Source organism: Sorangium sp. So ce1335 (assembly GCF_051521615.1).
Taxonomy (GTDB): domain Bacteria; phylum Myxococcota_A; class Polyangia; order Polyangiales; family Polyangiaceae; genus Sorangium.
The window spans coordinates 645,347-669,159 of record NZ_CP150363.1; the positions used below are offsets into that span (position 1 = coordinate 645,347).

The 23,813-nt window shown below is 72.4% G+C and carries 17 protein-coding genes; 9 read left to right on the forward strand and 8 right to left on the reverse strand.

From position 1 onward, the window contains the following. The first annotated feature begins 327 nt into the window (after positions 1-327). A complete protein-coding gene (locus tag WMF24_RS02305) occupies positions 328-2,565 on the forward strand; it encodes a BamA/TamA family outer membrane protein (protein WP_437734699.1) in 2,238 nt (745 codons plus the stop codon). A gap of 94 nt (positions 2,566-2,659) precedes the next feature. Here the strand turns inward: WMF24_RS02305 and WMF24_RS02310 are convergent, their stop codons facing one another. The 5 genes from WMF24_RS02310 to WMF24_RS02330 form a co-directional block, all read right to left on the reverse strand. Further along, on the reverse strand, positions 2,660-3,013 hold the full coding sequence (locus WMF24_RS02310; protein WP_437734700.1) for a hypothetical protein: 354 nt from the start codon (positions 3,011-3,013) through the stop codon (positions 2,660-2,662). A gap of 181 nt (positions 3,014-3,194) precedes the next feature. Then, complete coding sequence (locus WMF24_RS02315) at positions 3,195-5,573, reverse strand: (Fe-S)-binding protein (protein WP_437734701.1); 2,379 nt, start codon at positions 5,571-5,573, stop codon at positions 3,195-3,197. 222 nt (positions 5,574-5,795) lie between these two features. Next, entirely contained in the window at positions 5,796-6,512 is a 717-nt protein-coding gene (locus tag WMF24_RS02320; RefSeq protein ID WP_437734702.1) for a hypothetical protein, read from the reverse strand. A gap of 13 nt (positions 6,513-6,525) precedes the next feature. Next, positions 6,526-7,359, reverse strand: coding sequence for a TrmH family RNA methyltransferase (locus WMF24_RS02325; protein WP_437734703.1), 834 nt, complete (start codon positions 7,357-7,359; stop codon positions 6,526-6,528). 178 nt (positions 7,360-7,537) lie between these two features. Further along, positions 7,538-8,059: an ureidoglycolate lyase gene (locus WMF24_RS02330; RefSeq protein WP_437734704.1), complete on the reverse strand. Its 522-nt coding sequence runs from the start codon at positions 8,057-8,059 to the stop codon at positions 7,538-7,540. 243 nt (positions 8,060-8,302) lie between these two features. On the opposite strand from WMF24_RS02330, the gene WMF24_RS02335 reads away from it, so the two are divergent. The 4 genes from WMF24_RS02335 (at position 8,303) to WMF24_RS02350 (ending at position 12,027) form a co-directional block, all read left to right on the forward strand. Further along, positions 8,303-8,887, forward strand: a complete 585-nt coding sequence (locus tag WMF24_RS02335; RefSeq protein WP_437734705.1) for a LemA family protein — start codon at positions 8,303-8,305, stop codon at positions 8,885-8,887. A 14-nt stretch (positions 8,888-8,901) separates the two neighbouring features. Beyond that, a complete protein-coding gene (locus WMF24_RS02340; RefSeq protein WP_437734706.1) occupies positions 8,902-9,711 on the forward strand; it encodes a TPM domain-containing protein in 810 nt (269 codons plus the stop codon). Positions 9,712-10,105: 394 nt separating this feature from the next. Then, complete coding sequence (locus tag WMF24_RS02345; protein WP_437734707.1) at positions 10,106-11,317, forward strand: thiolase family protein; 1,212 nt, start codon at positions 10,106-10,108, stop codon at positions 11,315-11,317. A gap of 140 nt (positions 11,318-11,457) precedes the next feature. Then, positions 11,458-12,027: a peptidylprolyl isomerase gene (locus WMF24_RS02350; protein ID WP_437734708.1), complete on the forward strand. Its 570-nt coding sequence runs from the start codon at positions 11,458-11,460 to the stop codon at positions 12,025-12,027. A gap of 66 nt (positions 12,028-12,093) precedes the next feature. On the opposite strand, the gene WMF24_RS02355 is transcribed toward WMF24_RS02350, so the two are convergent. From WMF24_RS02355 to WMF24_RS02365, 3 genes are all read right to left on the reverse strand, one after another. After that, entirely contained in the window at positions 12,094-13,152 is a 1,059-nt protein-coding gene (locus tag WMF24_RS02355; RefSeq protein WP_437734709.1) for a hypothetical protein, read from the reverse strand. 162 nt (positions 13,153-13,314) lie between these two features. Beyond that, complete coding sequence (locus WMF24_RS02360) at positions 13,315-14,439, reverse strand: CHAD domain-containing protein (RefSeq protein ID WP_437734710.1); 1,125 nt, start codon at positions 14,437-14,439, stop codon at positions 13,315-13,317. Continuing rightward, entirely contained in the window at positions 14,436-16,058 is a 1,623-nt protein-coding gene (locus WMF24_RS02365) for a ribonuclease J (RefSeq protein WP_437738750.1), read from the reverse strand. The genes WMF24_RS02360 and WMF24_RS02365 overlap by 4 nt, the downstream gene beginning before the upstream one ends. A gap of 420 nt (positions 16,059-16,478) precedes the next feature. On the opposite strand from WMF24_RS02365, the gene sppA reads away from it, so the two are divergent. The 4 genes from sppA (at position 16,479) to WMF24_RS02385 (ending at position 23,804) form a co-directional block, all read left to right on the forward strand. After that, the gene (gene sppA, locus WMF24_RS02370; protein WP_437734711.1) at positions 16,479-18,257 is read left to right on the forward strand and encodes a signal peptide peptidase SppA; all 1,779 of its coding nucleotides are present in this window, start codon (positions 16,479-16,481) and stop codon (positions 18,255-18,257) included. 501 nt (positions 18,258-18,758) lie between these two features. Next, on the forward strand, positions 18,759-22,160 hold the full coding sequence (locus tag WMF24_RS02375; protein ID WP_437734712.1) for a vitamin B12-dependent ribonucleotide reductase: 3,402 nt from the start codon (positions 18,759-18,761) through the stop codon (positions 22,158-22,160). Positions 22,161-22,474: 314 nt separating this feature from the next. Further along, on the forward strand, positions 22,475-22,972 hold the full coding sequence (locus WMF24_RS02380) for a hypothetical protein (RefSeq protein ID WP_437734713.1): 498 nt from the start codon (positions 22,475-22,477) through the stop codon (positions 22,970-22,972). A gap of 43 nt (positions 22,973-23,015) precedes the next feature. Further along, positions 23,016-23,804, forward strand: coding sequence for a hypothetical protein (locus WMF24_RS02385; RefSeq protein ID WP_437734714.1), 789 nt, complete (start codon positions 23,016-23,018; stop codon positions 23,802-23,804). Positions 23,805-23,813: the final 9 nt, after the last annotated feature.

Sequence of the window (23,813 nt, forward strand, 5' to 3'; positions counted from 1 at the left end):
GGCTCTGCCATCTCGTAGGCTCTCCCTCGCTCGCGCCGCGCTCCGAGCGCCCACCCAGACCCGGGGCGGGCACTCGACGGTCGGAGCGGACGGCAGCATATCGAAAACACAGGCGTAACGTTGAATCCTCGCCATCGCGCACACCGGGGCGATCGCATCGCCGCCGGCACAACCGAAAGTTACCTTTCAGGTGTCCGGGCCCCGCTCGCGCGATCCGTCGCCGCAGCGCTCGTCTCGTCCGTTGCGCTCGGGGCGTCGGCCTGCACTGCCTCGCGTCAGCCGCCGCCGTGTACGCGCCCGGACCTCAGCGGGTGCGCCATCGAGGAGGTGTCCTTCGAGGGCGAGCGGGTGATCAGCGGCGATGAGCTCGCCGAGCGCATCGCGACGGCCGAGAGCTCGCACCTGCTCGGCGGGGCGTTCGAGCGCGTGCCGATCCTGAGCATCTGGGACGCGCTGACGGTCGAGTACGAGCGCTTCGACCGGTTCGTCCTGGAGCGCGACATGGCCCGGATCGAGCGGTACTACCGGGCGCGCGGGTTCTACAGCGCGAGGGCGCGCGCGGCGCGGGTGCAGCGGATGGGCGGCCCGGACAAGGAGGGGCGCGTCCGGGTGCGCATCGTCGTCTCCGAGGGAGATCCGGTGAAGGTCGCGTCCGTGGATCTCCAGTGGCGGGACTGGACGCTGGAGAAGGGGCGGGACATCGCCCGGCCGGTGACCGAGGCGAAGGACCAGCTGAAGATCGGCGAGCGCCTCGACGAGGAGCAGTACGAGGAGATCAAGAAGGCGCTGCTCCGGGTCCTCACCGATCGCGGCTTCGCCTACGCGACCGTCGAGGGGCACGTCGACGTGGACCTCGTGAAGAACGAGGCGCGGGTCCGCTACACGATCGAGCTCGGCCCCGAGTGCACGTTCGGCAAGGTCTACCTGAAGGGGCTCGGCGAGATCCCGGAGGCGCCCGTCAGGACGGCGATCGGCATCGAGGAGGGCGAGCGCTTCTCGACCGCGGTGCTCGCGGACGCCGAGCAGGCGCTCGCCGACTTCGGCGTGTTCGGCGCCGTCGCCGTGAAGCCCGAGCTCGCGCCGCCCGGGCAGCCGAGGAACCCGGTTGTCCCCGTGACCTTCTCCGTCGAGCCCGCGGCGCTGCGCGCCGTGCGGCTCGGCGGCGGCGCCGAGGTCGGCTCGCGCGTCGAGGCGCACCTCGTCGCCGGGTGGGAGGACCGCAACTTCCTCGGCGGGCTTCGCCGCTTCAACATCGAGGCGAGGCCGGGGGTCGTGTTCTACCCGGTGGAGTTCTCGACCCTGTTCGGCGAGCTGAAGGACGACTTCCGCCTCCTGCCGGAGATCCAGATCCGCTCCGAGCTCCGCCAGCCGGGCGCGATCGAGCGGCGCACGGCCGCGGTGCTGCGCGGCTCGTTCAAGCTCTACTGCCCGCAGACAGGCGAGTTCTGCACAAAGCCGGATGACGATCCCGACGCGGGAGAGGGGGAGTCGGGAAATGCTGCAGACCCTCCTCAGGAAAAAGCGGAGCACTCGATTGTAGGTTACCGCGAGTACGTCGGATCCATCGGCCTCGAGCGGCCGTTCCTGAAGTCGGACCTGAACGCCGCCCTTCTCTACAACGTTCAGCTCAACAGCCCGTTCACCTACAACTCGGCGCCGCTGCCCGTGGGGTTCGGGACCATCTTCATCCCCTATCTCCAGGCGACCGTGTCCTACGATCGCCGCCTGAACCGCGCGGGGAAGCCCGACAGGTTATCCCCCCACCATGGCTACTACGTCTCGCTCGACGCTCAGCTCGCCGGCTATCTGGAGGCCGACACAGCGCTGGCCAGGGCCCTCGTCGGACCGACCGCGGTCCGGGAGAAGAGGTTCCACGACGCTCGGGACATCCGCCTGCAGCCCGAGTTCCGCGCCTACCTGCCGGTCTCGCGGCGATGGACCCTCGGCTTCCGCCTGATGACCGGGTGGCTCATCCCGACCAACTCGGATCTCCAGTACGGCGAGGCGTCCTTCGACCCGACCCGGTGCGACGCCGGGGCGAGCGCCGAGGAGAGGGCGAGGTGCGGCGCCGACCTCCAGCTCATGCAGTTCCGCGGGTTCTTCAGCGGCGGCGCGACGAGCAACCGCGGCTACGGCTTCAACGAGGTCGGCCCCCACGCGCGCGTGCCGTCTCCCACCGCGCGGGGCGGCACGAACGCCGCCGCGGAGGCCCCGCTGATCCCGATCGGCGGCCGGCAGCTCTGGGAAGCGAGCCTCGAGCTCCGGATCCCGCTCGGGGAGAGCTTCGGCACCGTGATCTTTGCCGACGCCGGCGACGTCAAGCGCGGGTTCGGGCTCTTCCGCTCGGGGGCGCAGCGGCCGCACGTCTCGGCGGGCGTCGGGCTGCGCTACACGACGCCTGTCGGCCCGCTTCGCTTCGACGTCGGCTACCGCGTCCCGTGCCTGCAGGTGCTCGGCAAGTGTACGCCCGGCGAGGCGGGCTGGCCCGACGACGAGCGGACCCCGGAGGCGCTCCTCGACGTGCTGCCGATCGCCGTGAACCTGGCGATCGGCGAGGCGTTCTGACGGGAAACCCACGCGATGGAGTGACGCTGCGGTGGAGCACAGGCCGCCGGGCGGCGGCGCGGCCCGCGCCGCTCGGCGGGCCGCAGGAGCGGGCTCAGCCCTCTTCTTCCTCGACGTTCCAGGCGGACAGCGCGGTCATCCCGATGGCGACGGCGCAGCCGCCGCACAGGGCGGGCTCCTCGAACCGGAGCTCGTCGCCGCGCGACCACACATAGAGGCCGCGCCCGGCGGGCTCGCCCTCGATGGCCGTTTCGCACACGTCGCAGCGGAGCTCCGTTGCGCCCGAGGCCGCCTGGCGCGCGCGCAGCGCGCTGTCGGCGACCGCGTCGACCGAGATGCAGATCGGGTGAGTCAATGTCCCGGTGAGCCGGTAATCCGCGTTCGCGGTCCCTTCCGGCGTAGGGCGGGGGTCCAGGTTTGCTGTCCCCTTCAGAGCGCCTTCAATCACATCCACCTCCGGCGGCACGGCCGAATCTAGCTCAGGCCGAGACGGGACGCACGAGAAGGCTGCTCCTGATCTCCGTCAGGCTTGCTCCAGGGCGTAAATGTGGGGAAACACGCGGGATCGTGCGCCGTGGTCCTCACGGCGCGGCGGTCCCGCGTGCGCTCGCAGCAGAACTGGGAGGGGTCTAGGCGCTGGCGGACGCGGCCGTATCGGCGGCCTCTTGCGCGGAGGCCGCGCGGCTGCCGGCCGGGCGGTCGAGGGCGCAGCTCTCTTCGAGCAGCTCGACGACGTCGAGCTGGCGGATCGAGTCCTCCTTGGACTGATCCTTGAGGCCGTCCGTGATCATCGTCTGGCAGAACGGGCAGGCGGTCGCGATCGTCTTCGCCTCGGTCTGGAGGAGCTGCAGCGTCCGCTTGACGTTCACGCGGTCCTTGTTCTGCTCCTCCATCCACATCTGCGCGCCGCCGGCGCCGCAGCAGAGCCCCTTCTGCCGGTTCCACCCCTCGGCCTCGACGAGCTGGACGCCGGGGATGCTCTTCAGGATGTCGCGCGGCTGCTCGTACACGTCGTTGTAGCGGCCGAGGTAGCAGGAGTCGTGGAAGACGACCTTGCCCTGGACCGGCTTCTTCGGGACGAGCTTCTTCTCGGCGACGAGGCCGAGGAGGAAGTCGGTGTGGTGCACGACCTCGAACTTCGCGCCGAAATCGGGGTACTCGTTGGCGAGCGTGTTGAAGCAGTGCGGGCAGGTCGTGATGATCTTCCGGATGCCCCCCTGCTCCTTGTAGCCGTTCAGGGTCGCGGCGTTCTGCTCGGCGAGCATCGCGAAGAGGTACTCGTTCCCCGCGCGGCGCGCCGGGTCGCCGGTGCACGTCTCCTCCTGGCCGAGGATCGCGAAGTCGACGCCGGCGGCCTTCAGCAGCCGGGCTGTCGCGCGCGCGATCTTCTTCGCGCGGTCGTCGTAGCTCGCCGCGCAGCCGACCCAGTAGAGCACGGGCGCCTGCGGCTTCTCCGCCATGGTCGGGACCTCGAGCCCCTCGGCCCAGTTGCCGCGATCGATGCGCGCGAGGTTCCAGGGGTTGCCGTTGACCTCCATCGCGTTGAACGGATTGCCGAGCTCGGCCGGGAACTCGCCCTTCACCATGACGAGGTGGCGGCGCATGGAGACGATCTTGTCGACGTAGCTGATCATCACCGGGCACTGCTCCTCGCAGGCGCGGCACGTCGTGCACGCCCAGAGCACGTCCGGGTGGACGACGTTCGCCACGAGGTCGACCGGCTTGTACGCGGGCTCGGGGCTCGGGACCGGGTTCTCCGGCGCGGCCTGCTCCGCTTGCTCGGCCTGCGCCTCGGCGCCCTGGCCGTCCGTCGCCGCCCCGTCGCCGGGCTGTCCGTTCGCCTGGGCGTGGCCGTTCGCGGCGGCGCCCCTCGGGCCGCCCGGCCTGTTGATGAACTCGCTCTCCCGGCCGTACAGGTGGTCGCGCAGGTCGAGCGTGAGCTGCTTGGGGCTCAGCATCTTGCCCGTCTTGTGGGCCGGACAGTTGTCGGTGCAGCGGCCGCACTCGGTGCACGTGTAGAAGTCGAGGATCGCCTTCCAGGTGAAGTCCTCGATGCGGCCCACGCCGACCGGCTCGGCCTTCTCGGGCTCCTCGGCGGCCTTCATGACCATCTCGCCGATCGCCTCGGCGCTGCCCGCGACGAGCGGCAGCCGGCCGCGCGGGTCGAGGTTGCGCGCGAAGACGTTCGGGATCGCCGTGATGATGTGGAAGTGCTTCGAGTGCGGCAGCAGGTTGAGGAACACGAGCACCAGCGTGACGTGCGTCCAGAACCCGACGTGCGCGAGGACGACGAGGGTCCCCGGGCTGGCGCCGCCGAGGAGCACGCCGAAGAGCGACCCCGCCGGGGCGGGGAAGAGGTGCCAGCGGAGCGCCGCCGGATCCGCGGGGACGCCGGCGAACGGGGCCGTGACCGTCGCGATGCGCTCGCAGAGCGCCGCGTCGCCGGGGGCGCACGTCATCGTCGACCACCGGTGGTGCAGCGCCATCGCGGCGCCGTCGTAGAGCATGTCGCTCACCATCATCGTGAGGATGATGCCGAGGATGAGCAGCCCCTCGCCGGACAGGGTCATGCGCCGCTCGCGCCTGATCGCCCGGTAGTAGATGAACACGAGCGCGCCGGCGACGACCAGCGTCGCCATGACGTCCTTCACGAACTCGTAGATGCCCCCGAGCGGCACCGCGCCGATGCCCGGAAGCTGCACGGGCTGGTGCCCCAGGATCCAGAGGTCGAACGCCGGGTCGAAGCCGCGGCCCCACAGGATCAGCGTGCGGAGCAGGAGAACGAGGAATCCGAAGAAGATGAGCTTATGCGCCAGCCCGGCGAGCGGGTAGTAACCCATCTTCCGCTGCCGGAAGGCGTACTCCCAGGTGCCCTTGAGGCGCTCGGCGATCCGATCGAGCCGGCTTTCCCCGCGCCCGACCTTGAGGAGCTGCCAACGCCGGTTGGCGCTCCACGCAAAGGCGGCGAAGAGGCCGACGAGCAATGTGAGCATCCACGTGGGATTCATTCGCGGGACATCTCCGAGTGTAAAATGGCCATGTCTTTTAAGGTGGGGGAGCGGCGGACGTCAACCGCGCGGCGGCCGCGAGGCGCGCGCGGAGCGCTCGCGCGCGCGTCGTCTCTCGCGCGGTTCGCGTTGCTCGCGCACGGTTGCCGCGAGGGCGGATAGGCCGGATGCGCGGGGGGCGTGGTCGCGTTGTGACCACGGCAGGCGCGCCTCGCCAGGGGTTCAGAGCGTGAACTCGACGCTCTTCTCCTCGGTCGAGGCGGACGGGGACAGGTCGAGCGCCATGCTGTACGAGCGCTGGCCGATCCGCGCGCTCAGGCGGACGCGGATGGGAGCGGTCGCGTCGTTCAGCTTGTCGAGCCGCACGACGACGCGGTAGCGGCCCCGGACCGGCTCGCCCTCGGTGAGGAAGACGTTCTCCACGTTCTGCTCCTGGCACTCGCCGCTCGCGCGCGGGCAATCGCGGTCCTTCATGAGGCCGCTCGCGGTCGGCTCGCCGATGCGGGCGAGCTCTCCCGTCGGGTCGTAGACGTTGAGGTCGACGTCGGCCTCGGGCTCCTCCCAGGCGATCGTGAACTGGAGGATCCCGGTGTGGAGCCCGCACCCCTCGTCGATGACGCCGTTGCAGTTGTTGTCGCGGGCGTCGAAGCAGAGCTCGACGCCCGTCGGCGTACAGGCCATCTCGAGCCCGACGCCCTCGGAGACCTGGAGGTCCTTCGGCTCGAGCGGCGGCCTCGGCGGGGGCGGCGGCACCTCGATGCAGCCCGCGAGCAGCAGGGCGAGCGGCGCGGCCGCGCGCGGGAAGGCGAGCGCCGCGCGCGGGGAGGCGAGCGCCGCGCAGGCAGCGGCGAGGCGCGCGCGGAGGCCGCGGGGGGCCGGCAGGGGCGGGACGGCGCCGCGGGCGCGGCGGGCGCGCCGCGGGGGAACGGGGCTTCGCATGGGGGGCTGCATGCTAGCCACCTTCGCGCTCCTCGGGGGCGCCCGCGCCGCGCTCTCCGGCCCCCGGCAGCGCTGGCCGGCGCGGCTTCGGGCCGCGCGGCTTCGGCGGGGGCGGGGGCGGCCCCCCGAGCGGCGACGGCAGGTGCATGCCCCGCGCGGCCAGGATCTCCGCGGCGTGCGGCACGGTGAGCACCAGCGCGCGGGCGTAGAGCCGGCTCTGGTAGGGCTCGGGCAGATCGCCCGGGCGGCCGTTCGTCGCGTGCTCGAGGAGGATCGCCGCGGTCACGCTCACGTTGAGGCTCTCCGCGAAGCCGCGCATCGGGACGCGCACGGCGCGGGCGCAGGCGGCGGCGAGGTCGGGGCGGATGCCGTCGCGCTCGTTGCCGAGCACCAGCGCGAGCCGCGGGATGCTCGAGAGGTCGCGCGGCGTCAGCTCGCCGTCCGGGTGGGTCGCCACGAGCTCGTGCCCCGAGGCGCGGAGCGCGGCCACCGCGGCCTCCGTCGTCGCGTGCGCGTTCACGTCGACCCAGCGCTCCGAGCCGCGCGAGACGGTGTTCGAGACGAGGAAGGGCTCGGCCCGCTCGATGATGTGCAGCCGCTGCAGGCCGAACGCGTCGCAGGACCGGAGCACGGCGGCCCCGTTGTGCGGGTCGTGCGGCGCGTCCATGGCCACGGTGACCGCGTCGAGCCGCGCCGCGATGACGCCGCGTAGCCGCGCCCTGCGCTCGCTGGTGACGAACTCCTCGAGGATGCGGGCGACGGCGGCGACGTCGAGGACATCGAGCGCGGCGAGCAGCCTTCGCTGCTCCTGCGCGACGAACGAGCAATTGGGGGTCGAGCGGCGCATGACGGGTCGGGCCGCCTCTATAGCGCGGCGCGCGCCCGGAGGCTGCGGCGCCGCGCGCGAGGTGGCGCGGCGCGGAGGGGCGCGGCGCGGAGGGAGCGGCCTCCGCCGCCGCGGTCGCGCCTGCGGCGCCGGCGCCGCGCGTCGCAGGACCGGCGGCGACGCAGGAGAGGTCCGGGGATCAGGGGTCGAGCGCGATCGCGACCTGCTCGGCCTCGTCGTACGCGACGACGGCGCAGTCGCCGGGAGATCCGTCTTCCCAGACCATGCAGACGAAGTCGGTCTCGGCGTCGAGCGCGATCATCGGGTGGTGCCACACGCCGGGGCGATAGGTGATGCCCTGCGCGCCGTTGGCGATGAAGGCGGCGAGCGTGCCGAGGTCGGGCCGGTCGCCGCCCAGCGCGACGACGACGAGGTAGCGGCGCGCTGTCATCGGCACGAACGCCTGCGTCGAGCCGGGGTGCTTCTCGAGCAGCGCGATCGGGATCGGAAAGGTCGTCCGGGGCGCGCAGCGAAACACCGAGACGTTCAGCGCGGCGCGCCCGGGACGGAGGTTCTCCAGCGCCGCGAGGTGATCGAAGCGGCGGGCCGTCCCCTGGTTGGCCGGCTTGCCCGCCTGTCCGTGCGGCGCGGCCATGAGGACGTCGCCGAACGGCGCATACGCTGCGGGGCTGAGCGAATGGGCTGCGATGCGGTGGCTCATCGGGTCCGTCGACTGTGGCGGTGCGCCACGCCTGTGGCCCGCCTGCAGGGGAAGGCTGGGGCGTGATCGCAGCGCGAGAGGCTATCACGTCACCGTCGCTCCGGACCGTACGGCGCCTGCGGGCGCACCGGGGCCGAGGTCTTGCATGGCGACGAACCGCGTCTACCCCGAGCGGTGAAGCAAGCGACCCTGGAGTCAGTCATGCGGATTGTTCACCAATTGTCGTTCCGGAAGCGCCTGACGGTGGTTCCCCTTTTCCTGGCGGTGCTCGCCCTCATGGTGTCGGCGATCGGCTGCCAGCGTTACGACGTGCTCGTGGAGAAGGATCAGATCGCGGCCCAGAAGTGGTCGGATCTCGAGGCGAACCTCCAGCGCCGCTACGATCTCGTCCCGAACCTCGTGGCGGTCGTGAAGGCGTCGGCCAAGCACGAGGAGCAGACGCTGGCGAGCGTCGCCGAGGCGCGCGCCCGCGCCACGAGCATCCAGCTCAAGGCGGAGGACCTGACCGATCCCGAGAAGGTGCAGGCCTTCCAGAAGGCGCAGGAGCAGCTCAGCGGCTCGCTCTCACGGCTCCTCGTCGTGCAGGAGCAATATCCCGATCTCAAGGCGAACCAGAGCTTCCATGGCCTCCAGGTCCAGCTCGAGGGCATCGAGAACCGGATCCTCCGGGCGCGCGAGGAGTACAACCAGGCGGCGCGCGAGTACAACGCGGAGCTCCTGAAGATCCGGGGCCAGGTGGTGAACAAGGCCACGGGTCAGCCGTTCAAGCCGCGCGTGTACTTCACCGCCTCTCCCGAGGTGCAATCGGCGCCCAAGGTTTCGTTCTGATGAGGGAGGCGGCGATGCGCCCGGTGGTCTCGAGCGGCGTGCGGCTGCGGGCCGTGGTCCGCGCCGTCGCGGCCGCCGTCGCGCTCGTCTGCGCGCTCGTCGCCCGGCCCGCCCTCGCCGACTTCAAGCCGCCGGCGCTCACGGGGCACGTCGTCGACACGGCGGGGCGCCTCGACCCGGCCGACATTCGCACCCTCGACGCCAAGCTCGACCGCATCCGCCGCCAGACCGGGTTCGAGATCGTCGCCTTCGTGGCCGGATCGCTCGAAGGGGAGACGATCGAGGACGTCGCCTACGAGGCCTTCAACACGTGGCAGCTCGGCCAGCGGGGGGCCGACAACGGCGTCCTCCTGGTGATCGCCCCTTCCGAGCGCCGCGTCCGCATCGAGACGGGCAAGGGCGTGGGCGGAGCGCTGACGGATCTCCAGTCGAACGACATCATCCGGCAGACGATCAACCCGCTGCTCCGGCAGGATCGTTTCCGCGACGCCATCGATCAGGGGACGACAGAGATCGCCCGGGCGCTCATCGCCGGGACGCCCGAGGAGGAGCGGCGACCGGCCCCTGGCGCGCAACCGGCGCCCACCCCGGTCTCGCCGATCAAGGTCGGCGTCACGGTCATCGCCGTCGTGGCAGCGCTGCTGCTCGCGCTCATCTCGCCCATCTTCCGCTGGTTCCTGTGGTTCGCCCTGCAGGCGATCCTCTTCCGGGGCGGCGGTCGCGGTGGCGGCGGCCGCGGCGGCTCCGGGTTCGGCGGCGGCTCCGGGTTCGGCGGCGGCGGCGGTGGTCGCTCCGGCGGCGGCGGGTCGAGCGACAGCTACTGAGCCGCTGCCGTCTCCTCGGCGCTCAGGCCTCGAGCGCTCACGACGTACCGAACGGATCGGCTGGCTCGGTCGCGTTCGAGCCCGGGTCCGGCGAATCGGGCTCGCCGGAGCGACCGTGTCCTGTCGCTCCTGCCATCTCCGGATATCGAGGCAGGGTGGTGTCCGGTGAATATCGGGCAGCCGAGTTGAATCGATGCAGGGGCGTGTAAGCCCGCCTGCGAAAGGGGCGGGCCGGCGGACTGCGCCCGGCGCGGCGCCCTCCGGCAGGCGGACGCAACATCGCAGCGGGCCGCGCCGAACGGACGCGGAATCAGACGTCGAGCCGACGTCGAGCCGACGTCGAGCGCACGCGATCTTCAACGGCGCCTTCACGAGGCGAAGCTACGCTCGCTTCATGGCCGTTGCTCTCCGCCCCGTCTTCGTCGTCGACGCCGTCCGGACCCCGATCGCCCGTTACGCCGGCGCCCTGGCGATGGTCCGCCCCGACGACCTCGCGGCGTTCGTCATCGACGCCCTCGTGCGCCGTCAATCCTCGCTCGCGCCGCGCCTCGATCAGGTCGTCTTCGGCGCGACGAACCAGGCCGGAGAGGACAACCGCAACGTCGCGCGCATGGCCGCCCTGCTCGCCGGGCTCCCGTACGAGGTCCCGGGCGTGACGGTGAACCGCCTCTGCGGCTCGGGGCTCGAGGCGGTGGCCGACGCCGCGCGCCTGATCGCGACGGGCGAGGCCGACTGCGCGATCGCGGGCGGCGTCGAGAGCATGACGCGCGCGCCGTTCTCGATGCCCAAGCAGGCCGAGCGGTTCGACCGGAGCGCGCCGGCCGTCTACGACACGACGCTCGGCTGGCGCTACCCGAACCCGAGGATGGCCGCGCGGTTCGAGCTCCAGTCGATGGGCGAGACGGCCGAGAACGTGGCCAAGAAGCACGGTATCAGCCGCGAGGAGCAGGACCGGTTCGCGCTGCTGTCCCACGAGCGCGCGACGCTCGCCTGGGAGGCGGGGGGCTTCGCCGCCGAGGTCGTCCCTGTCCCCGTCCCGCAGAAGAAGGGCGATCCCGTCCTGTTCGAGCGCGACGAGTCGGTGCGCGCCGACGCCTCGCTCGAGGCGCTGTCGAAGCTCAAGCCGGCCTTCCGCGAGGGCGGGTCCGTCACGGCGGGCAACTCGTCGCCGCTCAACGACGGCGCCGCCGCCCTCCTGCTCGCCTCGAGCGACGCCGTCCAGGCCGCCGGCGCGACGCCGATCGCGCGCGTCGTCGCGACAGCGACCGCGGGGGTGGATCCCAACCTGATGGGGGAGGGGCCGATCCCTGCCGTGAAGAAGCTCCTCCAGCGGACCGGGCTGCGCGTGCCCAACGTGGATCTGTTCGAGCTCAACGAGGCGTTCGCCGCGCAGGCGCTCGCGTGCTCGCGGGCGCTGGAGCTCGACCCGGCGCGCGTGAACGTGCGCGGCGGATCGATCGCGCTCGGACATCCCATCGGCTGCTCGGGCGCGCGCATCGCGTGCACGCTCGTGCATGCGATGCGTGCGCGCGGCGCCAAGGTCGGGGTCGCCTCGCTGTGCGTCGGCGTCGGCCAGGGCATCGCGACGCTCTTCGAGCGCGCCTGAGGCAACTTCGCCGGTCTCCCGCGGCGCGAGATGCGCTAAGACCGCGGCACCAGACCGCAGCAGGGGGGCCGCGCGGCTCTCCTCTCCGGCTGATTCGGCTGACGTCGCCGCCCCGGCGGCAAGGAACAGGAGAAGGCCCGATGGAATTCCCCCCGATCAACGTGCCCGGCACCGGCGAGCTGCACGCCCGACTGAAGACCTCGCTCGGCGACATCACCATCCGGCTCGAGGAGAAGCGCGCGCCCGAGACGGTCAAGAACTTCGTCGGCCTCGCCACCGGCGCCATCAGCTGGAAAGACCCGGTGAGCGGCAAGGGCATGCAGGGCACGCCCTGTTACGACGGCGTCCGCTTTCACCGCGTCATCTCCGGCTTCATGATCCAGTGCGGCGATCCGCTCTCGCGCTACCCGGAGAAGGCGCCGCTCTGGGGCACCGGCGGCCCTGGCTACAAGTTCGCGGACGAGTTCCACCCCGAGCTGCGGCACGACAGCGCCGGCGTGCTCTCGATGGCGAACTCCGGCAAGAACACGAACGGCGCGCAGTGGTTCATCACCGAGGGGCCCACGCCGCACCTCGACAACCGGCACGCGGTGTTCGGCAAGGTCGTGAGCGGCCTGGACGTCGTCCACCGCATCGCCAACGTCGCGACGACGCGCGATCGGCCGAACCAGGACGTCGTCCTCGAGAGCGTCGAGATCTTCCGGCAGTAGCCGCGTCGGCCGCCGCGCGACGCCGCTCCGCGTCGCGCGGCGCGGGGGGCGACCGCGCGCCGCCGCTCAGCGGGCGCAGCAGACGGTGATCTTGTCGTCGCCTTCCTCGATCTCTCCGGTAGGGGCGCCGCCGCGCGGCTGACAGTCGCCGGTCGGGGTCACCTCGAGCGACAGGGAGGCGGCAGCGGGGATGTCCTCGGCGCACGCGCCGTCGAAGGAGGCGGTCGCGATCGGCCTCTCGCAACCGTCCCTCTGGAAGAAGGTCAGCGTCGCCGCGCAGCCCACGCCGTCCGCGTCGCACGTGCACCGCGTGCACCCGCGGTCGTCGTCCACGGAGCTCGCGAACTCGTGCCGCTCGTCGAACCCGTCGGGGCAGCGCCGCTCGCCCTCCCGCCAGATGCAGACGCCCGGCTCGAACGGCGCGTCGATGTCCCGCGGGGCGCAGGCTTCGCCCGCCGCGCAGCCGCCGGTGTCCGCCCTGGGGGCGCACACGAGCCCCTCGGTCGCGAAGCGCGGCGGCGGCAGCGTCGCCTCGCCGCCGGACGCCTCGCAGCGCGCCGTGTCGACGTCGGGCGCCTGCGCGCGGTAGCTGCCGGGATCGATGCCTTCCACGACGAAGCATCCATCGACAGGAACCGACAGCGTCGCGCTCGACCCGTCGCACGCCTCGCCCCGGTACACCGTGGCCCTGGGCGCCTCGCACGCCACGGTCGGCGCGCCGCATTCGCACGGGCTGCAGGTCGCCGGCTCGTCGAGCGGACCGCGGCCGCCCACGTCCACGCGCATGGGAAAGCCCGCGGGGCAGTCGACGTCCGCGGCGTCCGGGCCCGCGTAGAGGATGCCGGGCCCCTCCCAGCCCTCGGGGACGGCGACGCAGGCGAACCCGGCGCAGTCATCGTCGGCGCAGTCGACCGCGCCGTCGCGGTCGTCGTCGTCGCCGTTCGTGCATTGCTCGGCGCCGCCCGCGCCGCTGCCCGAGGTGGCCGCCGTCTGACCGCCGCCGCCCGAGCTCCCGGACGAGCCCGGGGAGGGCAGGGGGTTGAACTGGTCGAAGTCCTGGGTGCAGGCGCTCGCCGCGAGGAGAGCGACGAGCGCGGTGACGCTTGGGAAGGCACAGCGGCGCAACACGACCTCCGGGATCGGCGAGCTTCGCCTCGGAAATGAAGCCCTGGCGACGGTATCACGAACCGCCTGCCCTCTTCGCGGGCTCCGCAGCCGGAGCCTGCAGGCCCGTCCGCGGCGCCCTTGCCGCGGTGCTCCGTGCTGCGCTGCGCGCCGCGCGCCGCGTCACCCTGGCGGGGGCGTCGGAGGCTCGTCCGACCAGAGCGCCGCGAGCGTCTCGAGCTCCTGCGCGAGCTCCTCGGTCGCCTTGTGGGCGATCCGCGCCCGCTCTGCGCTGAGCGCGCCGGTGACGGCCGCGCGCTCGTCGGGCGACAGCCCTTCGGCGTTCCTCATCTGCGCGAGCGCCTCGTCGACGTCGTGGAGCTGGCCGAGGCGGCGCTGGAGCCGCGCCGCGGACTTCGCCGTGCGCTCGGCGCGCTCGCCGAAGAGCGGAGAGAACGTCTCGGCGGAGTAGCGCAGCCGCTTGAAGCGGATCCGGAGCGCGTGCATGCCCGCGCCGTCGCTCGGCTCGGTCGCCGCGAGCGCGCGCACGTCGTCCAGGGCGTCGACGATCGTTCGCCGCGCGAGCGCCTTGGCGCCGCGCCGCTTCGCCTTCTTCTTGTGCGAGACGCGCCGCTCGAGCCGCGCGAGGTGCTTCTCCAGCCGGAGCCGCTTGCCTGCCGTCGCGTCATCCCTTGGCGTGCATGCGTCGCCCGGCGCCGTCGCGTTGTCCTTCGGCGCGCCCGCGTCGCGCGGCGCCGTCGCGTCGCCCGGCCGGTCCCGCCGCAGCAGATCGACGATGTGCGCTCGCGCGTCGTGCTCCCGGCGCGAACGCCGCGCGATCCAGGCGTCGACGGCGCCACGCGCCCCGTCGTCCAGCTCGAGCGCGGTGAGGGTCTCGCGCAGCACCTCCTCGTCGCGCAGCGTCCCGGTCGCCCGCGCGAGCTCCCGGAGCCCGTCCGCGATGGGCCGGAGCCGCCGCTTGCCGTAGATGCGGCGCGCGGGCTTGAGCAGCGTCCGGAGCCGGCGGAGCGCGACGCGGAAGTCGTGCACCGCCTCGACGTCCGGCTCGGCGTCCGCGCCCTGCCCGCTCGTGGCGACGACGCGCCGCGCGTCGGCGCGCACCCGTTCGATGCACGAGAGCAGCACCGGCGCCAGGAAGTCCGCGGCCGAGAGCTTCCCGCCGCCATGGCCCGCGCCGCCGCCATGGCCCGCGCCGCCGCCTTCAGCCGCGGCGTCGCCTTCAGCCGCGGCGTCGCCTTCACCCGCGCCGCCGCCCTGCGGCGAGGCGTTCTCCTCCGCGGGCGTCACAGCCGCGTGAGCGCCACCGTCACCAGCGGGCGCCTCCCGAGCTTCGCCTCGATCGTCCGGCGCGCCGCGAGCCGCGCCGCCTCGATGATGTCGTTGTCGCGGCGCCGCGCGCGCGGCTCGCAGTCGTTCACCGCCTGGGCGACCGCGCGCGCCGCGGCCCTCAGCGCGCCCCCCTCGAGCTCGCCCGTGACGCCGCGCGCGAGGACCTGCGGCGGCGCCGCGAGGGCGCCGTGGACGTCGACGACGAGCGACACGAACGCCACGCCGGCGCGGCCGAGGTTCGCGCGCTCCCGGAGGACCTCGTCCCCGAGCTCCTCGCCGTTCGCGGTGGCCACGCGGCCGGTGACGGCCCGGCCGCTCCGCCCGAGCGGCTGCGCCGCGCCGATCTCGACGACGTGACCGTTCTCGGCGACGAGCACCTCGGCCACGCCGCGCTCCCGCGCGAGCGCCGCGTGCCGCGTCAGGTGGTGCAGCGCGCCGTGCACGGGGAGGAAGCTGCGCGGCTCGGTCATCTCGATCATGCGTGCCTGCTCTGTCCGGTGCGCGTGCCCGCTCGCGTGGACCCGCCGATCCGTCGACCAGGTCACGAGCTCGACGCCGAGGCGGAGCAGCCCGGCCATCATATCGACCACCGGACGGTCGTTGCCCGGGATGACCCGGCTCGAGAGGATCACCCGATCCCCCTCCTCCAGGCGCAGGTGCGGGTGCGTGCCCGACGCGAACCGCGTCAGCGTGGACGCCCGCTCGGCCTGGGTGCCGCTCGCGACGACGAGCAGCCGCTCCCGCGGCATCGACGACGCGACCTCGGGCGGCACGAGCAGGTCGCTCGGCCACGGCAGCCGCCCCACGGCCTGGGCGGCCCGCACGTGCGTCTGCACGCTGCGGCCGAGGAGGCAGATCTTGCGGCGCGCGCGGGCCGCGGCCTGCCCGAGGGCGAGCAGGCGCTGGACGTTGGAGGCGAAGACGCCGACGACGACGCGCGCCCGCGCGGTCTCGACGAGCTCGGCCAGCGCGTGGGCGACGTCGCGCTCGCTGCCCGCCTCGCCTGGCGAGTCCACGTTCGTGCTGTCGGAGAGCAGCAGCCGGACCCCCTCCTTGCCGAGCGCCCGGAAGCGGGCCTCGTCCGTCGGCTCGCCGTCGAGCGGCGCAGGGTCCAGCTTGAAGTCGCCGGTGTGGACGACGAGCCCCGCGGCCGTGCGGATCGCGAGCGCTGTGGCGTCGACGATCGAGTGCGTCACCCGGAGCGGCTCCACGACGAAGCCGCCGATCGCGACCTCGCGCCCGACCTGCGTCGGCACGAGCCGCGCCTTCTCGTCGAGCGCGTGCTCGGCGAGCCGGTACCGCACGAGCTCCAGCGCGTGCGGCGGACCCCAGACGGGGACGTCGAGGTGGCGCAGGAGGAATGGCAGCCCGCCGATGTGGTCCTCGTGGCCGTGGGTCAGCACGACGCCGCGCACCCGGTCGCGGAGCGCGAGCACGTGATCGAAGCGCGGATGGTAGACGTCGACGCCGAGGTCCGAGCTCGGGAACGTCACGCCGCAGTCGATGAGCAGCAGGCCGTCCGCCTGCTCCAGCGCGAGGCAGTTCATCCCGACCTCGCCGAGGCCGCCGAGAGGCACGAGCCGCAAGGTGGACGGGGCTGGCGGGGGGAGCTGGCTCGTGGCGGGGGCGCTCTGCTCGGGATGCACGTTCCGTGGAGGGGGGCTGCCACCCAGGGCGCCGGGGGCCTTCGGCCCGCGGCTTGCTGAGCTGGTCTGTAGGAGAGGGGGCGACGGCTTCACGACGTAGAACGAGATCCGCTCGCCGTCCCCTTCGAAACTTAGCGCGACAGTGTAGCCACAGGGTGGCCCCTTGCGTCACGCTCTCTCTTTGTGGCGCCGGCGCGAGGCCCGCGGCCCCGGCTCACCCGGGCGACCCGGGGCTCGCGCCGCGCGGTCCGTTCCAGCGCACCTTGTCTTCCCCGGCTCTCCCCCGCCGTGGCCTGGCCGCCGCTCGCCGGCGGACGCTGCCTCTCCCCTGAACGTTCCCAGGAGCCACCGGTGATCGCTGCCCTGTTCATCAACCTCCTCCGCCTGCTGCTGCTCCCGGTCAGCGCGCTCCGCTGGGCGTTTGCTGCACCGCGGGGCGGGTATGTCGTCCTCGAAATCGACGGCCGCGTCGTCGATCTTCAGCCCCCGCGGGTCCGGCTCGCCCTCTGGTGGCGACCCCGGCGGCGGGCGCCGCTGTCGGTGGAGCGCGTCCGGGAGCTGGGCAAGCACCTGATGAAGGACCCGCGCCCGGCGGGGCTGCTCCTCCGGATGCGGTCGGTCCACGCGGGCCCCGCGGTGATCGCGTCGCTGCGGGACGCGCTCCTCGAGATCCGGGCCGGGGGCAAGGACCTCGTGGCGTACCTGCCGATGGGGGCCGACAACACGATGCTCCTGCTCGCGTCGGCGGCGCGGGCCGTCGTCGTCGGGCCCGAGACGCTCGTGTCGCCGCTCGGGTTCGCCGTGGAGGGGCGCTACGTGCGCCGCGCGCTGGAGCAGGTCGGCGTCGAGCCCGAGGTGTTCGCGAAGGGCATGTACAAGAACGCCGGCGAGGTGCTCGTGCGCGACTCGATGAGCGCGGCGCAGCGCGAGCAGGTCGGCGCGCTGCTCGACGCGCGCCTCGTCGATCTGATCGCGTCGCTCGCGCAGGGGCGCCGCGTCGAGCGCGAGGCGGCCGCGCGGTGGATCGACGAGGCGCCCTTCGGCGCGGAGCAGGCGGTGGCGCGGGGCATCGTCGACGCGGTCGCGTACGAGGACGAGCTCGAGCACATGCTCGCGACGGGGCTGCTCCCCGGCACGACCGCGCCGCGCCGCGCCGAGGGCGGCGCCGGCGGGGCGGCGCACGCGGCCGATCGTCCTGCGAGGGCGCGCCTCGTGCCGGCGGCGCGCTACCTCGGCGCGCGGCGCGCGCTGTCGCTGCGGCCGATGTGGCCGCGGCCCATCATCGGCGTCGTCGAGGTGCACGGCGCGATCGTCAGCCGCGCCCACTTCCGGGGCGCCTCGCTGGCGAGCGAGGAGCGGCTCGTCGCGAGCCTGCGCGCGGCGCGCCAGAACCCGCGGATCCGGGGGGTGATCCTCCACATCGACTCGCCTGGCGGCTCGGCGCTCGCGTCGGACCGGATCCACCACGAGGTCACGCGGCTCGCCGAGGTGAAGCCGGTCGTCGCCTGCATGTCGAACGTGGCGGCGAGCGGCGGCTACTACGTGGCGGCGGCGGCGCACGCGATCGTGGCGCAGCCGCAGACGATCACGGGGAGCATCGGGGTGGTCTCGGCGCGCTTCGCGCTCGGCCCGCTGCTCGAGCGGCTCGGCGTGTCGACGGACGTGGTGAAGCGCGGCGCGCGGGCCGATCTCTTCTCGCCGTCGCGCCGCCTCGACGCGGGGGAGCGGTCGGTGATGGAGCGCGAGCTCGACGCGATCTACGCGACGTTCCTGCGCGTCGTGGCGCGCGGGCGGAGGCGGCCCGTCGAGGAGATCGAGCCGCTCGCGCAGGGGCGCGTCTACAGCGGCGCGGAGGCGCAGGCGCGCGGGCTCGTCGACATGCTCGGCGGGTTCGAGCGGGCGCTCCACGAGCTGCGCCAGATGATCGGGCCGAAGGCGGCGGCCATCGAGCCGGCGATCGTGCGGGCGTCGCGGTACATCCCGCCGCCGCCGCTCTTGCCGGCGCCGGTGCCGACGCTGCTCGAGCTCGTCGGGTTGCGGGGGCTCGCGGCGGAGGTCGAGCTCGCGATCCACTGCGAGGGGGAACGGGTGCTCGCGTACTGCGGGGAGGCGGCGGAGCTCGACGGCTGACCTCGACTGGAAAGCCCGCAGCGGAGATCGGCCGCCCCAGCGCGCACCTGGGCGCAGATGTGGGATAGCTTTCCGAAACGACAGGTAATTTTGTCGGGGGAAAGCTGTGAGTAATCTGTGCGCCTGGTGGGTAGCAGCTGTTCAGAACTGATCAGAGAACGCTACGAAACACGGGCCGAACGGACGAGGCCCTATATGTGGGCCCTGTTGAGCCCGTGCTCCCAACATGTAGCGGTTCTCCTTGACGCACGGGGCGTTCGCGGGTTTGACTAGCGGGCGGTCAGGCGCTCCCGAACGCCAGCTCACGCCTTTCGGGCATGGGACCTGAAACTATGCTCACTGCTCGGGAAACGGAACGTTTGAGCAGGTAGTCGGGGAGAAGCGGCGAGGACCCGTGGGAGATCCAGGCGATGAGCGCCTCGGCGTCTCCAGGGAACTCTTTGTGCTTTCGGTACGGCCCGGGTCACCGACAGGTGCGGTGGCTCACAGGAGGACTTGGAAATGGCCCAGTCGGCAGTGGTGGGTGACGGCGGTAAGCTTCCCGCCGGGAACGGCAAGATGACGGCACGGACGAAGGAAGAAGGAGGGGCCCGTCCGGTGACCGGGGGGGCTGCCAGGGCGCAGGTCAACGGCGCGGCCGCGAAGGCTGCGAAGAAGGGGGCCTCGCGGCCGCGCGGGCTTTCGTTCGAGCGGCGGTTCACGCACCGCGGCGTGGACCCGCTCGACGAGGTCACCTGGGAGCGCCGCTCGAGCGTCATCACCAACCCCGACGGCTCGGTCGTCTTCAAGATGGAAGGGGCCGAGATCCCCGCCGGCTGGTCGCAGCTCGCCACCGACATCGTCGTCTCCAAGTACTTCCGCAAGGCCGGGATCCACGGCAAGAAGGAGCTCGGCGAGACGAGCGTCCGCCAGGTCGTGCACCGGCTCGCGCGCACCATCCGCGAGGCGGGCGAGCACTTCGGCGGCTACTTCGCCTCGACGAAGGAAGCCGACACCTTCGAGGCGGAGCTCGCCTACCTGCTCGTCCATCAGTACGGGGCGTTCAACTCGCCCGTCTGGTTCAACTGCGGGCTCTACCACCGCTACGGCATCGAGGGATCCGGCGGGAACTACGCGTGGAACGAGGCGTCCGCCGACGCGGGGAACGGCAGCGCCGCCCTGAAGGGCGCGTCGGCGCAGCGGGCGGGCGCGGTCGACGAGATCATCGAGACCCGCAACGCCTACGAGCGGCCGCAGTGCTCGGCGTGCTTCATCCAGGCGGTCCAGGACGACCTGATGAGCATCTACGACCTCGTGAAGGCCGAGGCCCGGCTGTTCAAGTACGGGTCGGGGACGGGGACGAACTTCAGCGCGATCCGCGGCAAGCAGGAGAAGCTATCGGGCGGCGGGACGAGCTCGGGGCTCATGAGCTTCCTCGAGGTGTTCGACCGCGCCGCCGGCGCGACGAAGAGCGGCGGGACGACGCGGCGCGCCGCCAAGATGGTCTGCCTCGACATGGACCACCCGGAGATCGTCGACTTCATCCAGTGGAAGGTCCGCGAGGAGAAGAAGGCGATGGCGCTCATCGCCTCGGGGTACCCGTCCGACTTCAACGGTGAGGCCTACCACACCGTCAGCGGGCAGAACTCGAACAACTCGGTGCGCGTGAGCGACGACTTCATGCGCGCGGCGGCGACGGGCGCGGCGTGGGAGACGCGCGCCCGGACGACCGGCGAGGTCGTCGACACGCTGAGCGCCAAGGATCTCTGGCGCCAGATCGCCGAGGCGGCGTGGGGCTGCGCCGATCCGGGCGTGCAGTACGACACGACGATCAACCGCTGGCACACCTGCCCGAACACGGCGCGGATCAACGCATCGAACCCGTGCTCGGAGTACATGTTCCTCGACGACTCGGCCTGCAACCTGGCGAGCCTGAACCTTACCCGGTTCCTCCGCGAGGACGGCTCGTTCGACATCGAGGGCTACCGCCACGCGGTGCGGATCTTCTTCGTCGCCCAGGAGATCCTCGTCGACTTCTCGGCCTACCCGACGCGGAACATCGCGAAGAACTCGCACGACTACCGCCCGCTCGGGCTCGGCTACGCCAACCTGGGCACCCTGCTCATGCTGCAGGGCATCCCGTACGACTCGGACCAGGGGCGCGCGGTCGCCGGCGCGCTCACCGCGATCCTCTGCGGCCACGCGTACCGCGTCTCGGCCGAGATGGCCGCCTCGAAGGGTCCGTTCGCCGGCTTCGCGAGGAACCGCGAGCCGATGCTCCGGGTCATGGGCATGCACCGCGACGCCGCCTACGCGATCGACCGCGACCGCTGCCCGGAGTCGCTCTGGCGGGCGGCGTGCGCCGACTGGGACGAGGCGGTGCGCATCGGGCAGGAGCACGGCTACCGCAACGCGCAGGCGACGGTGCTCGCGCCGACCGGCACCATCGGCCTCCTGATGGACTGCGACACGACCGGCATCGAGCCCGACTTCTCGCTCGTGAAGTTCAAGAAGCTCGCCGGCGGCGGCTACTTCAAGATCGTGAACCAGTCCGTGCCCGAGGCGCTCCGGCGGCTCGGCTACCCCGAGGCCGAGGTGCAGGAGATCGTCGCCTACGTCTCCGGCACGAACACCCTCCTCGCGGCGCCGCACGTGAACCGGGCGTCGCTCAAGCAGAAGGGGCTCACGAACGACGACCTCGCGAAGGTCGAGGCCGCCATCCCGGGGGTGTTCGATCTGGATCTCGCCTTCGGCCCGTGGATCCTCGGCGAGGAGGCGTACGACCGGCTCGGCGTCTCCAAGGAGTCGCGGGCGCGCTTCGGCTTCTCGCTGCTCCAGCACCTCGGCTTCTCGCCCGCGGAGATCGAGGAGGCGAACGAGACGATCATCGGCCGCATGACGGTGGAGGGCGCGCCGCACCTGCGCGAGGAGCACTATGCGGTGTTCGACTGCGCCAACCGCTGCGGCAAGAAGGGCCGGCGGTACCTCGCGCCGATGGCGCACGTCCGGATGATGGCCGCGGCGCAGCCGTTCCTGTCCGGCGCCATCTCGAAGACCGTGAACCTGCCGAACGACGCGACGGTCGAGGACGTGCAGCGCATCTACGAGGAGGGGTGGCGCCTCGGGCTGAAGGCGGTCGCGCTCTACCGTGACGGCTGCAAGGCGTCGCAGCCGCTCTCGTCGACCTCGAGCACGAGCGAGAGCAAGGACGCGAAGAGCAAGGCCGACAAGGCCGAGATCGCCGGGCCCGTCCTCCAGGCGGCGGCCGCGATCCAGCCGCGCCCGCGCTCGCCCTCGGCGGCGGCGCCGGAGCGGTTCCGCCTGCCGAGGAAGCGCAAGGGCTTCACGCAGGAGGCGCGCGTCGGCGGTCACAAGATCTACCTGCGCACCGGCGAGTACGACGACGGGACGCTCGGCGAGATCTTCATCGACCTCCACAAGGAGGGGGCCGCGTTCCGCTCGATGATGAACTGCTTCGCGATGGCGGTGTCGATCGGGCTCCAGTACGGCGTGCCGCTCGAGACGTTCGTCGAGCAGTACACGTTCACCCGGTTCGAGCCGCAGGGCGTCGTCGAGGGGCACGACTACGTGAAGTTCTCGACGTCGATCGTGGACTACCTGTTCCGCGTGCTCGGGGTCGAGTACCTGAACCGCTACGACCTCGCCCACGTGCAGCCGGTCACCTCGGCCATGGAGGACCCCGTCGAGTCGCGGGCGCAGGAGAGCGGCGTGGCGTCGTTCACGCAGACCTCGACAGCGACCGCGCTGCTCGACGGCGGGGGGCGGACGGCGAGCGCGCTCGACGCGCAGCTCGAGGACATGATGGGCGACGCGCCGGTCTGCGACGGGTGCGGGCACATCACCGTGCGCAACGGCGCCTGCTACAAGTGCCTCAACTGCGGTAACAGCATGGGGTGCAGCTAGGCAACGGGCGGGGGTGGGGGTGAGGCGGGAGGGGGTGGCGGGGGGGCCCTCCCACGAACTCGCGCCTCTTGGTGGCTAGTGCCTCACGAACGGGGAAGCTGGGTCTGGGCGCGCGTCGCTGCGCTGCGGGCCGGCGCTCGGATTCGTGGGGCCCTCCCCCCACCACCCGAATGAGATCGCGGACCGCCGGCCATGATCGTGGACTGCTGCGGTGAGGGGGACCTCGCGCTGCGCGGCCTGCGGGGACGTCCGGACGAGCTTCTACCGGGCCGCCCGGATGGCTGCGCTTTGCGAGGCTCTGTAGAAAACAGGGCATGATCCCGTCGCGTTCGTCCTTGGTCTTCGTCGTTCTCGGCTGCGGCATCCTGTCCGGCGCCTGCCAGAGAGAAGAGGCAGAGCCGGAGACGATCCCCACGCCCGCACAATCGGTCGCACCGGTGGCCGCCGATCCCGTGCCGGCAGCGACCCAGGCGCCTGCGGCAACCCAGGAGCCCGCCGCAGCACAGGAGCCGGCCGCTGCGGCTTCCGCGACGCCGGCGACAGATGCTGATGCGGGGGCAGAGACGGGGGAGGGGGCGACGGCGACGGCCCGCGGGGGAGGCGCCTCCATCCAGGCGTGCTGCACCGCGCTCCACGCCGTCGCCACCAAATCGGGCAAGTCGCCGGATGCCAAGTCGAAGGCGGCGACGGCATCCCATCTGTGCGCCGGGATCGAGAAGCTCGTGAAGAGCGGGAAGACGCCGCGCGCCAAGGCGCTCACGCAGATCCGAGCCAGCCTCGCCGGGACCACGCCGCCCGACGAGTGCAAGTGAGCCGCGGCGCGCTGCGCCGAGGAGGCCGCGACCAGGAGCCGCCATGCCCTCCAAGCGGGTTACCGATCGTCAGAAGAGCGCCAGCGCGGTCATCGCGGCGGGCGAGACCCACGCGGACCGGATCGCCGCCGAGATCGAGGCGCTGCTCTCTCCCTACCTCCGCAAGGGAGAGAAGATGCCGAACATCGCCCTCCTCACGCACCTCGTCACGCGCGCGCTCGCCGACGCGCGCGACCGCATGGTGACGGCCGACGAGGCCCTCGCCGACGAGCTCGCCGACGATGGGCCGCCGCGTGAAGGCCGCGACGAGGCCGCCCACGAGCTCTACGACGAGCTCACCGACCTACGCGACTGGCTCACCAGCCTGCACGACGCCGCGGCCCTCGAGGACCTCGGCTTCACAGAGGCCACCCCGCGCGATCCGGTGCAGCTCGAGCGCTTCGCCGGCGAGGTGACCCGCGCGCTCAGCCGCAAGGAGCTGCCGAAACCCCGCCGCGAGGGGGTCCGCTGGGATGCCGACGACGCGGTGCTCCGGATCGAGCGGCTGCGGGACGCGCTCCTCAGCCACCTGAAGGACGTCGCGCGCGAGGCGCGCGAGGCCGCAGCGACGCGGATGGCCAAGAGCACGGCCATCGCGCTGTACGACGAGCGGTTCGGCCGCATCGCGACCTTCCTGGGAGGGCTCTTCCGGCTGGCAGGCCACGCCGACCTCGCGAACCACGTGCGCCCGTCGTCGCGCCGCTCCGGGCGGACCGACGTGGACGCTCCGCCGGCGGATGCCCCCAGCGCTCCGCCGGCGAAGCGCGGAGGCTCCGCGCCCTCGAACGGATGAGCGCGGCGG

Coding starts and splice junctions, on each gene's coding strand:
- WMF24_RS02315 (WP_437734701.1), bottom strand. CDS start 5,573: ATGAATCCCACGTGGATGCTCACATTGCTCGTCGGCCTCTTCGCCGCC.
- WMF24_RS02320 (WP_437734702.1), bottom strand. CDS start 6,512: ATGCGAAGCCCCGTTCCCCCGCGGCGCGCCCGCCGCGCCCGCGGCGCC.
- WMF24_RS02325 (WP_437734703.1), bottom strand. CDS start 7,359: ATGCGCCGCTCGACCCCCAATTGCTCGTTCGTCGCGCAGGAGCAGCGA.
- WMF24_RS02330 (WP_437734704.1), bottom strand. CDS start 8,059: ATGAGCCACCGCATCGCAGCCCATTCGCTCAGCCCCGCAGCGTATGCG.
- WMF24_RS02340 (WP_437734706.1), top strand. CDS start 8,902: ATGCGCCCGGTGGTCTCGAGCGGCGTGCGGCTGCGGGCCGTGGTCCGC.
- WMF24_RS02345 (WP_437734707.1), top strand. CDS start 10,106: ATGGCCGTTGCTCTCCGCCCCGTCTTCGTCGTCGACGCCGTCCGGACC.
- WMF24_RS02350 (WP_437734708.1), top strand. CDS start 11,458: ATGGAATTCCCCCCGATCAACGTGCCCGGCACCGGCGAGCTGCACGCC.
- WMF24_RS02375 (WP_437734712.1), top strand. CDS start 18,759: ATGGCCCAGTCGGCAGTGGTGGGTGACGGCGGTAAGCTTCCCGCCGGG.
- WMF24_RS02380 (WP_437734713.1), top strand. CDS start 22,475: ATGATCCCGTCGCGTTCGTCCTTGGTCTTCGTCGTTCTCGGCTGCGGC.
- WMF24_RS02385 (WP_437734714.1), top strand. CDS start 23,016: ATGCCCTCCAAGCGGGTTACCGATCGTCAGAAGAGCGCCAGCGCGGTC.